This window comes from Arthrobacter sp. zg-Y769, assembly GCF_020907405.1.
Taxonomy (GTDB): domain Bacteria; phylum Actinomycetota; class Actinomycetes; order Actinomycetales; family Micrococcaceae; genus Arthrobacter_B.
Map to the genome: position 1 here is coordinate 384137 of NZ_JAJJOE010000008.1, position 12476 is coordinate 396612.

Consider the following 12476-nt stretch of genomic DNA (forward strand, 5'->3'; position numbering starts at 1 on the left):
GTGCCGCTGGCTGGGCTGGATATCTTCCCGGCTCGTTTCCCTGCGGTTTGTCCGGATCCCTGCGCTTGTCCGTTTCCCTGCGTTTGTCCGTTTTCCTGCGGTTTGTCCGGATCCCTGCGCGGCGCGGCGCAGGGATTGCGACATTCCGCAGTAATTACGACAAACCGCAGGGATTCCCGACCCGCCCAGCACCAACACGGTCTACCCCATCTCCGCGACGCGCGCCGACCCCGCTGGCAATCCCGATCCCACCCGCCCAGCACCGGCACGGTCCACCCATCCCCGTGACCCAGTCCTGCGCCGACCGCCCCGGCCCAGCCGAAACCCCAATCTAAAGAACCCTTGCTAAAGACTTCTTTAGCACCTAGCCTCAACCCCATGAACCAGACACCGGACCCGGCAGTGACCGGCCCGAAACAGCACGCCGCGACCCCCGGAGCGTCCGGTGAGCAGGTGTTCGCCGATCCGGTGCAGATCCGTGCGCTGGCCCATCCGGTCCGGCTGGAACTACTCGGTTACCTGGATGACGCCGGAACGGCCACGGCGACAGAGTGCGCCGCAGCCATCGGCGAATCCGTAGCCAGCTGTTCCTACCACCTGCGCGTCCTGGCCCGGCACGGTTACATCGAACAGGTCCACCAGCCAGGCCGGGAAAAGCCGTGGAAGACGGTCGCGCTGCACCGGTCCAACGTCATCGATCCGAAGACCCCCGGCTCCGTGCACGCGGTTTCGGCCGTGGCCGCAATAGAGGTGGACCGCCAGTTGAAACGGATCCAGTCTTGGCTTAGCCGCTCCCCCGCACTTCCGCCGGAAGACCTCGAGGTGGCAACGGTGCACGAGGCCCGCACCTATGCCACCCACCAGGAAATCCTGCAGCTGCGGGAAGACCTGTGGCAGCTGGCCCGGCGCTTCGAAGGCCGCTGGGAGAACCCCGACCAGCGCCCCGCAGGAGCGGTCCCGGTCCGCCTGTTCTCCGTCCTCAACGTTGATCCGGGGCAGGAATGACCACGGCGTCGCCGGCTGTCGGCACCAACCGCGACGTCCTGCGCATTTCCGGTTTTCGGAGGCTTGCCCTGGCCTGGGTGTTCTCCAACTTCGGCGACTCGGTCTTGTTCCTGACCGCCGCCATCTGGGTCAAGCAGCTCACGGGCAGCGACGCCGCCGCAGGCCTCGTGTTCGCTGCCCTCGGCCTTCCGGCGCTCCTGGCCCCCTTCACCGGCCGCCTGGCAGACCGTTACCGGAGCAGACCGCTGCTCATCCTCACCAACCTGTCCGCCGGCGTCGTGATCCTCGCCCTCCTGGCTGTCCGCGGCGTTGATACGGTCTGGCTGGTCTATGCGGTCATCTTCGTCTACGCCATTTCCTCCTACATCACCGCAGCCGCCCAATCCGGGCTGCTCCGCAACCTGCTGGACACCCGCCTCCTCGCCCCCGCAAACGGCATCCTGAGCAGCATCGACCAGGGCCTGCGCATCGTCTCGCCGCTGGTGGGAGCCGGAATGCTCGCCCTGTGGGGAATGGACACCGTTGTACTGCTGGCCACCGGCTGCTTCCTTGCAGCCGCGCTGATCCTGGCCACCCTGAAACTGTCCGAAACGGTCTCCGCCCGGGACACGGGTGAGACGTTCTGGCAGAGCACGACGGCGGGCGTCCGCTTCATGTCCCGGCACCCCCTGCTCAGCCGCGCCCTGCTGACCCTGGGCATCGCCATGGGTGCCACCGGAATCCTCAACGTGACGGTCTTCGCCACCGTGGAGCAGGGCCTGGGCAGGCCGCCGGAATTCCTCAGTGTGCTGCTGGGTGCGCAGGGAGTCATGGCGGTTCTGGGCGGGCTCACGGCGAGCCTGGTGATCCGGCGTTTCGGGGTCCGCCGCTGCATGGTGTTCGGCGTTGCCCTGCTTGCCGGCGGCGTCCTGACCACCGCCCTTACCTTCCTGCCGCTGGTGATGACCGGCGCTGCGGCGGTCGGCACGGGCGCCTCGTGGATGATCATCGCTTTCGTCACGCTGCGGCAGGAGGAGACACCGCCCGGCATGCAGGGCCGGACCGCGGCCGTAACGCAGGTAATGACCAACCTGCCCCAGGTCGGGGCCTCCATGCTTGCGGCGGTGCTCATCGGGATCATGCCGTACCAGGCGCTGGTGGCAGCCATGGCCGTCGCCTGCCTGCTTGCGGCAGTGCCCTTGCTGTCCCGGCACGCGCGCTCGGTCGCCCCTAAAGACACGGACGACGGCGGCCCGGGAGATGCGGGTGCCGGAGATGCGGGCGACGACGACGGCGGCACGGACATCCCCGTCCGGGCGTCCGACGGGCGGCGGGTAGAATGAAAAAGCTGTGTTCTGAGCAGCCGGCTGCCGGGGAGAAGTCCCGCCCGACAAGCAGTCCCACCCACCAGAGTCTGAAAGCAGCGGAGTGTCCCAACAGGTTTCCACCCCCGTCAGCGCCACCGCCACCAAAGAGATCGTCAAGGAGTCCGCCCGCCGGCGTACCTTTGCCGTGATCTCGCACCCCGACGCCGGTAAGTCCACGCTCACCGAAGCGCTGGCCCTGCACGCCCGGGTGATCGGCACGGCCGGCGCCACCAACGGCAAGGAAAACCGCCGCGAAACGGTCTCCGACTGGATGCAGATGGAAAAGGACCGCGGCATCTCCATCAGCTCCACGGCCCTGCAGTTCGCCTACCGCGACACCGTGATCAACCTGCTGGACACCCCCGGCCACGCCGACTTCTCCGAGGACACCTACCGCGTCCTCGCCGCCGTGGACTGCGCCGTGATGCTCGTGGACGCCGCCAAGGGCCTGGAAACCCAGACCATGAAGCTCTTCGAGGTCTGCCGCTCCCGCAACCTGCCCATCATCACCGTCATCAACAAGTGGGACCGGCCCGGCCTGGATCCGCTGGCCCTGATGGATGAAATCACCGAACGCACCGGTCTCGAGCCGATGCCGCTGACCTGGGCCGTGGGCATCGCCGGCGATTTCCGCGGCGTGTGGGACCTGCAGAAGGACGAATACGTCCACTTCGAACGGCAGAACTCCGGCGCCTCCCTCGCCAAGGAGGACCACTTCACCCCGGAGCAGGCCCTGGAACGCGAAGGCGACGTCTGGACCGATTCCCTGGACGAAGCCGAGCTGGTCATTGACGGCCGCGAGTTCGACCGCAACAAGTTCCTGGACGCTAAGGCCACCCCCATCCTCTTCTCCTCCGCAGCGCTGAACTTCGGCGTGAAGCAGATCCTGGACGCCTTGGTGGACCTGGCGCCGTCGGCCACTGCCCGCGAGGACAAGGACGGCGGGCTCCGCCCGGTCGAGGCACCGTTCTCCGGTTTCGTGTTCAAGGTGCAGGCCGGCATGAACAAGGCCCACCGCGACCACGTGGCGTTCATCCGTGTCTGCTCCGGGATCTTCGAACGCGGCATGGTGGTCACGCATTCCAACACCGGCAAGACCTTCGCCACCAAGTACGCGCAGCACCTGTTCGGCCGCGAACGCGAGGTCATCGACCAGGCATACCCGGGCGACGTCGTCGGGCTGGTCAACGCCTCCGCGCTGCGGGTGGGTGACAGCCTCTACGTCGAGGAACCGGTGGAGTACCCGCCCATTCCATTCTTCTCCCCCGAGCACTTCCGCGTGGCGCGGTCCCAGGACCCCAGCCGCTACAAGCAGTTCCGGCGAGGTATCGACCAGCTCGAGCACGAGGGCATCATCCAGGTGCTGCGTTCGGACCGCCGCGGCGATCAGGCGCCCGTGCTGGCCGCCGTCGGCCCGATGCAGTTCGAAGTGGTTGAGGACCGCATGACGCAGGACTTTAACGCGCCCATGCGCTACGAGCAGCTCTCCTACTCGCTGGCCCGGCTCACCACCGCCGACGCCGCCGAAAAGCTCAGCAACGTGCACGGTGCCGAAGTGCTGGTCCGGACCGACGGCGCGTTCGTGGCCGTCTTCAACGACGTCTGGGCGCTGCGCCGGGTGGAAAAGAACCACCCGGACATCAGCCTGACCGTCATCGGCACCGAGTCCCCGAACAGCAGCCGCGGCTACTAAGCCCTGCACCGCTCGCACCTTCTGTACAGCTCCGGTGGGCCAGACACGGGCCAGGCAGCATCGCCTGTACGGAAGGTACGACGCACACGGCATCACCTGTACAGCAGGTGAAGGACACGCCTGCCTCCACAAAAGAAACCGAACTGATTCCGCATTCCGTGCACCGTTCGGTTCCAATCTGCGCTAGCCTGCCCGGATGATGCGCAACGGGATGGCGGCATGCTGTGTGCTCCTGGCTGCCGCACTGCTCACAACGGGATGCGGGAGCGGCGCGGGCGCGGCGCAGGCTCCGCCGGATGCATCCGTCGCGTCCGCACCGCCGGACCAGACGGCGGTGTACGCTGCCCCGCAGACGGGATGTCCGAGCGGCGCGGAGGCCGTGCCGACCGATCCGGCCACCCCCGTAGAACCCGCACCGGCGGTCCAGCCTGTCCCGCCGGATGAGGCGGCCCCGGAGGCAACGCCGACTGACCCTGATCCGTGCGGGCTGTCCGTCTCCCGGACGGCAGAACCCGGCGAGGCTGACGAGGCGTTGGAGTACTGGACACCCGAGCGCATGGAAAGCGCCATCCCCGAGATGCCCACTGTGGACAGATAGCACCCTGAGCGCAGCGGGAGCCGGACCGAAGCAAATCTACCGGAGTGACCCCTGACACATCAGCCTGAGCGTAAGCATTCCTTACCAATCAGCCGTTCTGAGGTAAGCGTTAGGAATTCGTGAGTATGCTGGCCGCAACAACTCCAGCTGCCGCCCCCGGTCTCACGGGAAGGCCCTTCCCGGAAGGTCAGCACCATGTCCTCCTCCGCAGTTCCCGCGCTGTCCCGCCCCGTCTTCGCCGCCGTCGCCCCGGACTCCCGGCCCGAGGAATCCGAAGCCTGGGCCGCACTGAAGCAGGCGGCCATTGCCCTGCAGCCTCTCCAGAACAAGAACGGCTCGGTGGATACCGAACACCACGGGCAGGCAGCCGACCTGATCGGCACCATCGCCGCCGCCGTGACGGCCCTCGCGCCGGCGTTCCCGCACGACGCCGAGTACCTCCGCCTGGTGGTAGCCGACTTTGAGCGCTGGGTTGCCGGCGGCCTGGAAGAACCCGATTTCCTCGATTCACTGATGGCCTTCGCCCCGCAGGAGCAGCGCACCGACGGGCTGGCGCACCTGGTGGTCTTCCCCATGTACACGCAGAACGGCAGCACCAACCGCTTGGTGGAAGCCGTCCTGATCGAGGTTCTCTGGCCCGAATTCGTCGCTGAACTCGAAGCCGGCGAATACTCCAACGGGCTCTTCGTTCCCATCCGCTTCCTGGATTTCACCCCCGGCTACGACACCAACTCCGCCGTGCTCTTCCCGGAAACCGTGGCCGTGCGCGAGACCCCGGCCTTCACCTGGGGCGCCATCTTCGCGGACCGCGAGGCTGCCCGCTTCCGCAGGGTCCTGGCCGCCGCAGCGGACATCACCTCGCTGCAGCTACCGGCCGAAGCCATGGAGCTCCTGCACAACCAGCAGCTCGCCGAGGAAACGTTCATCATGTGGGACCTCATCCATGACCGCACCCACATGCGCGGGGACCTGCCCTTTGACCCGTTCATGATCAAGCAGCGCATGCCCTACTTCCTCTACTCGCTGGAGGAACTGCGCTGCGACCTCACCGCCTTCCGCGAGGCCGTGAAGATCCAGCACGACGAGGATGCACCGGAGGACACCCGCCGGCACGCCCGGCTGGTCCAGTACGCGGTGATCTTCGACCGCATCTTCCGCTTCGCCATCACCGGCAGCCGGGTACGCAACTACGACGGCCTCGGCGGCCAGCTGCTCTTCGCCTGGATGCACCAGAACCATGTGCTGCACTGGACCGACGGAAAGCTCAGCATCGACTGGGAGGAGACGGCCGACGTCGTCGTCCGGCTCGGCGCGGAAATCGAGGAACTCTACTGGCGTTCCATCGACCGTCCCAAGACGGCGCACTGGCTCGCGGCGTACGATCTGGTGGCAGGAACACTGACGCCCAACCCGGCCTCGGTCTGGGCGCAGGGACCGCAGGCCCTGCCGCTGGACGGACCGCCGCGCGGCCTTACCGACCAGGTGCTCGACGACGAGTTCCCGCTCTCCATGTTCTATGAGGCCCTGTCCAAGAAGATGGCCCCGGTCATCGAATCCACCGCCGGGATCACCGGAAACCGCACGGGAGGCACCCCCGAATGAGCACTGGACCCGGCACGGCCGCAGAGACCGCCGCGGCCCCACTGAAGGGCCGGACCGTCCTGGTGGCCGGTGCCGGGAGCCCCTCGGGCACCGCCGTCTGCGAAGCCCTGGAGGCGGCGGGCGCCAAGGTGGTGGCGGTCGGCCGGGATGCCGCACGGCTCGAGACCACGCTGGCCCGCCTGAACGACGCCGACCTGCGCACCTGCGACCTCAGCGACGCCGGAGAAGTGGCTGCCCTCGCGGCGGACATGCAGGAAACCTACGGCGGGATCGACGGCCTGATCCATCTCGTGGGCGGCTGGCGGGCCGGTACCGGCATCGGCTCCCAGCGCGAGCAGGACTGGGACTTCCTGGAAACGAACATCCTGCGCACCCTGCGCAATGTCAGCCGCAGCTTCTACGACCAGCTCGAGGCCTCCCCGGACGGACGGCTGGCGATCGTCTCCTCCACGGCCGTGGACAACCCCACGGCCGCCGGCGCCGGATACGCCGCAGCCAAAGCCGCGGCCGATGCCTGGGTCCGCGCCATCGCCGCGGGTTTCCGCGGCACCCAGTCCGGCCGGAAGGAAAACCCGGAACCGCAGCACTCCGCCGCCGTCGTCTTCGTCGTCAAGGCACTGGTGGACTCGGCCCAGCGCACCGCCGCACCGGACCGCAGGTTCCCCGGCTACACCGACGTCGCGGACCTGGCCGCCGCCGTCGTCCGCCTCTTCCAGCAGGATGCCGCCGAGGTCAACGGGCAGCGGATTTCCCTCGTTCCGTAGACGTGACCTGAACTACACCAAGGTAAGAGATACTAGGAACCGTGACTGACATACTCCCCCTGCACGACACCGCTATTAAGGCCTTTGCCTCCGATAACTACTCCGGCGTCCATCCGGAAATCCTCGCCGCACTCACCGCCGCGAACCAGGGCCACCAGGTGGCCTACGGCGAAGACGTCTACACCGCCAAGCTGCGCGAGGTCCTGACCGACCAGTTCGGCAACCACATCCGCGCATTCCCGGTCTTCAACGGCACCGGCGCAAACGTCATTGCCCTGCAGTCCCTGCTGCCCCGCTGGGGTGCGGTCATCTGCCCGACGACGGCGCACATCAACGTGGACGAGAACGGCGCCCCGGAGCGCATCGGCGGCATGAAGCTGCTGGGCATCCCCACCGACGACGGCAAGCTCACCCCCGAGCTGATCGACCGCGAAGCGTGGGGCTGGGGCGACGAGCACCGCGCCCAGCCGCTGGCCGTGTCCATCACCCAGTCCACCGAGCTCGGCACGCTGTACACCGTGGACGAGATTGCCGCAATTGCGGACCACATCCACGCCCGCGGCATGAAGCTGCACATGGACGGCGCCCGGCTGGGCAACGCCGCCGCCGCGCTGGGCGTGTCCTTCAAGGAAATGACGGCCGACGCCGGCGTGGACATCCTCTCCCTGGGCGGCACCAAAAACGGGATGATGTACGGCGAATGCATCATCACCTTCGACCCGGGGGCCTCCCCCGGACTGGACTACCTGCGCAAGATGAACATGCAGCTGGCCTCCAAGATGCGGTTCATCTCCGCCCAGTTCGTCGCCCTGTACGGCACCGACCTGTGGCACCGTTCGGCCTCGCACGCCAATGCCATGGCGAGTCGCCTCCGGGCCGCCGTCGAGCAGATCGACGGGGTGGAAATCACCCAGCCCAGCCAGGTCAACGCTGTCTTCGCCAAGCTGCCCGCCGGCGTCGCCGACCGGCTGCGCGGCGACTTCCGCTTCTATGACTGGGACCAGTCCACCGGTGAGGTGCGCTGGATGTGCACCTTCGACACTTCCGAGGATGACGTCGATGCTTTCGCTGCTGCGATCGCCCGCGAAGTTGCCGCAGACCCGGCTCCACTGGGCGCACGCTAAGCCGATGTTGCCTGCCGTCCGGCCGCTTCGACGGACCGGACGGCAGGTAACGAAACGGCCACAGCGGCGAGCCTGCCCGGTCCCAGGCGTTCCCCTGCCCGTAGTCTGCGGAGGTGAGTGCAATAGGTGACCTGTCCCAGGTACCCCCGGATTTCCTGACCGCCCTCGGCGCCCTGCGCCGGGCTGCCTGCCGGGCCGAACTGAAGCTGGAAGAGATCCCGGCACCCACGCGGCTGGCTCCGTATGCCGTTTCCCTTGGCGCGGAGGTGCTGGCCCCCGGCCCCGTCGGTCCCGGCAGCCTGCACGGACCCGCCGCCCCGCAGGTCCCCGACCAGCTCGAGCTGGCCACCGGACGCTTCATCCTGCTGCACGATCCGGACGGCTCGCCGGTCTGGAACGGCACCTTCCGCATTGTCACCTACATCCGCGCCGAGCTGGAACCGGACATGGGCAATGACCAGCTCCTCGGATCGGTCGCCTGGACGTGGCTGGTGGAGGCGCTGGAGCAGCACGGCGCCCGCTATTCCATGGCCGGCGGAACCGCCACCCGGGTGCTCTCGGAAAGCTACGGCACCCTCGAGCGCCGGGACGATTCGATCGACATCGAGCTCCGCGCCTCCTGGACCCCGGCCGACGCCGATGTGCAGTCCCACTTGGAAGCCTGGTCGGACATGGTGTGCACCTTTGCCGGCCTGCCGCCGCTGCCCGACGGCGTCACTCCCCTTCCCGGACGGCGCAGGAGCTAAGCACCGCCGGTTGCCGTGCAGCCGGGGCCGCGGCTGTCCGCGGCCGCTGTCTTCCTCGGTAGAATGGAATCCTTATGACCGCGCACATACCCGGCAAGACCGAGAACCAGTCCAGCACCGCACCTGCCGAAGCCGGGGAGCCGCCGGAGCCGCAGCCGATCCAGGTGCTGGAAATGCCCCGGGACGGCGTGCCGCTGGTCATTGACTCCCAGCGCGGCCTCGAACGGGCGGCCGCTGCACTGGCCGCCGGCACCGGTCCTGCGGGCGTCGACGCCGAACGTGCCTCCGGGTTCCGCTACGGACAGCGTGCCTTCCTGGTCCAGATCCGCCGCGAGGGTGCCGGCACCTGGCTGATCGACCCCGAAGCCTTCGACGACCTGCGCATCATCAACGAGGCCCTGAGCGGCGTCGAATGGATCCTGCATGCGGCCACCCAGGACCTGCCCTGCCTTTCGGCACTGGGCATGTGGCCGGATAAGCTCTTCGACACCGAACTTGCCGCCCGCCTCGCCGGCCTGCCCCGCGTGGGCCTGGCCGCCGTCATCGAAACCCTGCTCGGCTTTTCGCTGGCCAAGGAACACTCGGCGGCCGACTGGTCCACCCGCCCGCTGCCCGAGCCGTGGCTGCGCTATGCGGCGCTCGACGTCGAGGTCCTGGCCGAGCTGCGCGTGGAACTGATCCGGGTCCTCGAGGAAGCCGGCAAGCTGGAACTGGCCGAGGAGGAATTCGAAGCCATCCGGACCGCGCCGCCGGCGCCTCCGCGGGTGGACCCGTGGCGCCGCACCTCCGGGATGCACCAGCTCCGGGACCGCCGCCAGCTGGCCGCCGTCCGGGAACTGTGGACCGAACGCGAGCACCTGGCCGAACTGCGGGACACCGCACCCGGCCGCCTGATTCCGGACTCCGCCATTGTGGCCGCTGCCCGGGCCATGCCGACCACGGTCCCCCAGCTGCTCAAGACCCCCGGTTTCCACGGCCGCGCCGCACAGAAGGAAGCTCCGCGCTGGCTGCGCTGCATCTCCGCGGCCCGATCCACTGCGGATCTTCCCCCGCTGCACATCCCGACCCATGCCCCGCCGCCTCCCCGGGTCTGGGCCAAGAACGACCCGGCTGCCGCCGCCCGCCTGCAGACCGCCAAGCCGCGGTTGACCGCCCTGGCGGAGAAGCTGAACATGCCGCTGGAGAACCTGCTGACGCCGGACCACCTGCGGCGCCTGGCGTGGCGCCCGCCTGCCGAGATCAACCTGGAGACCGTGGGCGCTGCCCTGCGGGCTCTCGGCGCCCGGGAGTGGCAGATCGAGCAGACCGCCGCCGTCCTGACCGTGGCCTTCCTCGATCCCGATCCGCTGGAGGAAAGGCCCGCCGAGGACAAGCCCAGGGAGCAGCCGGCAGGCGGCCGGCGCCGCTGACCGCCAGCGCTGCGGCCACGCGTTGACAGCAGGGCCGGCCGCCTAGCCCGCCGCTGTTGACGCACCCAGATCCAGTTCAAGCACCCACGCCTCCGCGGTCTCCCCGCGCGGATCGATTCCGAATCCCAGCCGCCGGTACGCCCGCAGGGCGACCGTATTCCCTTTGATGACCCGCAGCCCCGCGCTGCTCGCACCCTCGGCACAGGCCTGGTCCAGGACCAGCCGCATCAGCTGCTGCGACAGGCCCCGTCCGCGGAGCAACGGGTCAATGATGACCCGGGCAATGTGCGCATGGCCTTTCCGTACCGTCAACTCGGCGTGCCCGAACGGGGTCCCGGGCAGCCCCCGGGCAGACAGGACCCAGGCGGAAAATCCCGTCACGGCGGCCGGCTCCGCAAACTGCTCTCTCGTTGGCGGCCATGCCATCCGGGGACCGGCGAACATCCTCAGCGCGGCGTCGTCGGGAATCCAGCTGATGATGGTGTCCAGGTCCCGGGCAGTACGCCGGCGGAGGAACAGCGGTTCGGGCATGCCCCGATTATTGCCGCCCGGGATACGCCGCACCAATACCCGACCCCGGACACCGGGCGTCCGCGCGGGGCTGAAGGCTGAAGCTGGAATCAATTCCCGTGGCCGGGCACACCGAGCCGACCCGAGGGTTGGGCAGCCACGTCTTCGAGCGCAATAATGGCGGATGCCACTTCTCGCACCGACCCCGGACACCCTCCAGCTGGGGAGGTTCACGCTCCGTATCCTGACGCCGGCGGACTGGCGCCTGGAGCAGGCCCTGTCCCGGGACGACGACGTCATCCGCTGGACCCTTTTCCCGCCGGACCTCAGCGACGACCGCGCCCGGTATCGGATGCACCGGGCGGCCGAAGCCCGGGGCGAGAGCCTGTTGGCCCGGTACTCGCTGTGGGAGGGCGAGGAAGTGCTGGGCACAGCGGGAATCTCCTCCACCGCGGACGGCACGCCGGAGCTCATGTATGCGCTGCTGCCTTTCGGCCGCGGTCGGGGCGCTGCCACCGCCGCCAGCCGCGGGCTCAGCGACTGGGCGTTGGCCAACGGCGTTCCGGAGGTCGCCCTGCGCACCATTTACGGCAACAGCCTCAGCGAAGCGGTTGCGCGCCGGGCCGGTTTCCATCCGGTACGGACCGAGCAGCAGCGCCAGCGCGATGCCCTGGTGAAGATGCTCTACTGGGTCCGGTCCGCTTCTGACGGGCCTGCCCCGCTGCCCTAGTCGCCCGTGGTGCCGTCCAGCAATTCGCGCAGGATATCCAGGTGGCCGCAGTGCCGGGCGGTTTCCTCGATCATGTGTACCAGGACCCAGCGCACACTCTGCCCCCGGCTGCCGCCCCGGCAGGGGTCCTCAAGGTCATACCGCGCCAGCACATCACGCGAGCGTCCGCAGGCGTCGTCGTAGTCGGCAAGGAGCAGGGCAAGGCTCGCCGTTTCGGAGACCCGGAACTCGCCGTCGGGGTCCTCTTTCGACCACCGGACGGGAACTCCCTGCTGCCCGTCGATGCGGTCCTGGAACCAGAGCCGCTCGACGTCGGTCAGGTGCTGTACGAGCCCGGAGACTGTGGTCAGGGAGGGCAGGAGCCGCCTGGCGGCGTCGGCGTCGCTGAGTCCTGCCGCCTTCAGGTGCACCGTGGCGCGGAAATAGTCTAGAAACCCGGTCAGGGTCTCACGTTCGCTCGCTGACTCGGGTGGATCCACACGGGTGCCGTTTTCCATTAGGTCACTCTAGCCCCGGTGTCCCCGCGCCTGCCGAATTTACATGGGGATCCGAATCAGGCTAATGTGTAATTCCTTGGTTTAGACGCGGGCCATGGTTTCCTCAGTTAGGACACTCATGACCCAGCCCCCCATTGTCTCCGTCGATCTCTTCCCGGACTTCTCCGCCATGACGGACAGTACACTCGAGTCCCTGTGTGATCAGGCGTTCACCCAGCTCGAAGACGGCCCCGTCGTTGAGGGGCTACTGGCCTTCTACCTCTCCCTCCAGGCGGAAATTGAAGCCCGGCAGATTCCATCGGCGCCTTTGGACTCCCCGGCCTTGCAGCAGGCAAAGGGTGTTCCGGAGCAAAGCACCACCGTCCCCGCGTAAGACCTAACCCGAAGCCGAACGGCCTCCTTGGCCTGCGGGTCATCTGACCCCAAAACAAAACTGTCCCGGCACCCAACGC

Annotated in this window: 13 protein-coding genes; 10 read left to right on the forward strand and 3 right to left on the reverse strand. The window is 68.1% G+C overall.

All coding sequences use genetic code 11. From position 1 onward, the window contains the following. Nucleotides 1-378: 378 nt before the first annotated feature. The 3 genes from LOC60_RS08485 (at nt 379) to LOC60_RS08495 (ending at nt 4044) form a co-directional block, all read left to right on the forward strand. Nucleotides 379-1005, forward strand: a complete 627-nt coding sequence (locus LOC60_RS08485; protein ID WP_230024383.1) for a winged helix-turn-helix domain-containing protein — start codon at nt 379-381, stop codon at nt 1003-1005. Continuing rightward, nucleotides 1002-2327, forward strand: coding sequence for an MFS transporter (locus LOC60_RS08490; protein WP_230024384.1), 1326 nt, complete (start codon nt 1002-1004; stop codon nt 2325-2327). The genes LOC60_RS08485 and LOC60_RS08490 overlap by 4 nt, the downstream gene beginning before the upstream one ends. 85 nt (nt 2328-2412) lie before the next feature. After that, nucleotides 2413-4044 carry a peptide chain release factor 3 gene (locus LOC60_RS08495; RefSeq protein ID WP_230024385.1) on the forward strand — a complete coding sequence of 544 codons (1632 nt, stop codon included), beginning with the start codon at nt 2413-2415 and terminating at the stop codon, nt 4042-4044. Between the two features lie 183 nt (nt 4045-4227). Here the strand turns inward: LOC60_RS08495 and LOC60_RS08500 are convergent, their stop codons facing one another. Next, nucleotides 4228-4614 (reverse strand): hypothetical protein, encoded by a 387-nt coding sequence (locus LOC60_RS08500; RefSeq protein WP_230024387.1) that lies wholly within the window; start codon nt 4612-4614, stop codon nt 4228-4230. A gap of 223 nt (nt 4615-4837) precedes the next feature. Here LOC60_RS08500 and LOC60_RS08505 point away from each other — a divergent pair, with 223 nt between their 5' ends. From LOC60_RS08505 to LOC60_RS08525, 5 genes are all read left to right on the forward strand, one after another. Then, complete coding sequence (locus LOC60_RS08505; protein ID WP_230024388.1) at nt 4838-6244, forward strand: DUF6421 family protein; 1407 nt, start codon at nt 4838-4840, stop codon at nt 6242-6244. Then, nucleotides 6241-7008, forward strand: a complete 768-nt coding sequence (locus tag LOC60_RS08510; protein WP_230024389.1) for an SDR family oxidoreductase — start codon at nt 6241-6243, stop codon at nt 7006-7008. Before LOC60_RS08505 ends, LOC60_RS08510 begins: the two co-directional genes overlap by 4 nt. Nucleotides 7009-7049: 41 nt before the next feature. Then, nucleotides 7050-8132: a threonine aldolase family protein gene (locus tag LOC60_RS08515; RefSeq protein ID WP_230024390.1), complete on the forward strand. Its 1083-nt coding sequence runs from the start codon at nt 7050-7052 to the stop codon at nt 8130-8132. A 122-nt stretch (nt 8133-8254) separates the two neighbouring features. Next, nucleotides 8255-8878 (forward strand): DUF3000 domain-containing protein, encoded by a 624-nt coding sequence (locus LOC60_RS08520; protein ID WP_230024498.1) that lies wholly within the window; start codon nt 8255-8257, stop codon nt 8876-8878. A 74-nt stretch (nt 8879-8952) separates the two neighbouring features. Beyond that, nucleotides 8953-10287, forward strand: coding sequence for an HRDC domain-containing protein (locus LOC60_RS08525; protein ID WP_230024391.1), 1335 nt, complete (start codon nt 8953-8955; stop codon nt 10285-10287). Between the two features lie 42 nt (nt 10288-10329). Here the strand turns inward: LOC60_RS08525 and LOC60_RS08530 are convergent, their stop codons facing one another. Next, nucleotides 10330-10818 (reverse strand): GNAT family N-acetyltransferase, encoded by a 489-nt coding sequence (locus LOC60_RS08530; RefSeq protein ID WP_230024392.1) that lies wholly within the window; start codon nt 10816-10818, stop codon nt 10330-10332. A 163-nt stretch (nt 10819-10981) separates the two neighbouring features. On the opposite strand from LOC60_RS08530, the gene LOC60_RS08535 reads away from it, so the two are divergent. Continuing rightward, nucleotides 10982-11527, forward strand: a complete 546-nt coding sequence (locus LOC60_RS08535) for a GNAT family N-acetyltransferase (protein WP_230024393.1) — start codon at nt 10982-10984, stop codon at nt 11525-11527. Here the strand turns inward: LOC60_RS08535 and LOC60_RS08540 are convergent. After that, complete coding sequence (locus LOC60_RS08540; RefSeq protein WP_230024395.1) at nt 11524-12024, reverse strand: DinB family protein; 501 nt, start codon at nt 12022-12024, stop codon at nt 11524-11526. The two genes, LOC60_RS08535 and LOC60_RS08540, sit on opposite strands and share 4 nt — an antisense overlap. A gap of 118 nt (nt 12025-12142) precedes the next feature. Between LOC60_RS08540 and LOC60_RS08545 the strand changes: the two genes are divergently transcribed. Next, the gene (locus LOC60_RS08545; protein ID WP_230024396.1) at nt 12143-12397 is read left to right on the forward strand and encodes a hypothetical protein; all 255 of its coding nucleotides are present in this window, start codon (nt 12143-12145) and stop codon (nt 12395-12397) included. The last annotated feature ends 79 nt before the right edge of the window (nt 12398-12476 follow it).

What these genes read in the sequence shown, in the direction of transcription:
- LOC60_RS08540 (WP_230024395.1), bottom strand. Translation starts at nt 12,024, where the DNA reads ATGGAAAACGGCACCCGTGTGGATCCACCCGAGTCAGCGAGCGAACGT.
- LOC60_RS08490 (WP_230024384.1), top strand. Translation starts at nt 1,002, where the DNA reads ATGACCACGGCGTCGCCGGCTGTCGGCACCAACCGCGACGTCCTGCGC.
- LOC60_RS08530 (WP_230024392.1), bottom strand. Translation starts at nt 10,818, where the DNA reads ATGCCCGAACCGCTGTTCCTCCGCCGGCGTACTGCCCGGGACCTGGAC.
- LOC60_RS08535 (WP_230024393.1), top strand. Translation starts at nt 10,982, where the DNA reads ATGCCACTTCTCGCACCGACCCCGGACACCCTCCAGCTGGGGAGGTTC.
- LOC60_RS08525 (WP_230024391.1), top strand. Translation starts at nt 8,953, where the DNA reads ATGACCGCGCACATACCCGGCAAGACCGAGAACCAGTCCAGCACCGCA.
- LOC60_RS08500 (WP_230024387.1), bottom strand. Translation starts at nt 4,614, where the DNA reads ATGGCGCTTTCCATGCGCTCGGGTGTCCAGTACTCCAACGCCTCGTCA.
- LOC60_RS08505 (WP_230024388.1), top strand. Translation starts at nt 4,838, where the DNA reads ATGTCCTCCTCCGCAGTTCCCGCGCTGTCCCGCCCCGTCTTCGCCGCC.
- LOC60_RS08485 (WP_230024383.1), top strand. Translation starts at nt 379, where the DNA reads ATGAACCAGACACCGGACCCGGCAGTGACCGGCCCGAAACAGCACGCC.
- LOC60_RS08510 (WP_230024389.1), top strand. Translation starts at nt 6,241, where the DNA reads ATGAGCACTGGACCCGGCACGGCCGCAGAGACCGCCGCGGCCCCACTG.
- LOC60_RS08545 (WP_230024396.1), top strand. Translation starts at nt 12,143, where the DNA reads ATGACCCAGCCCCCCATTGTCTCCGTCGATCTCTTCCCGGACTTCTCC.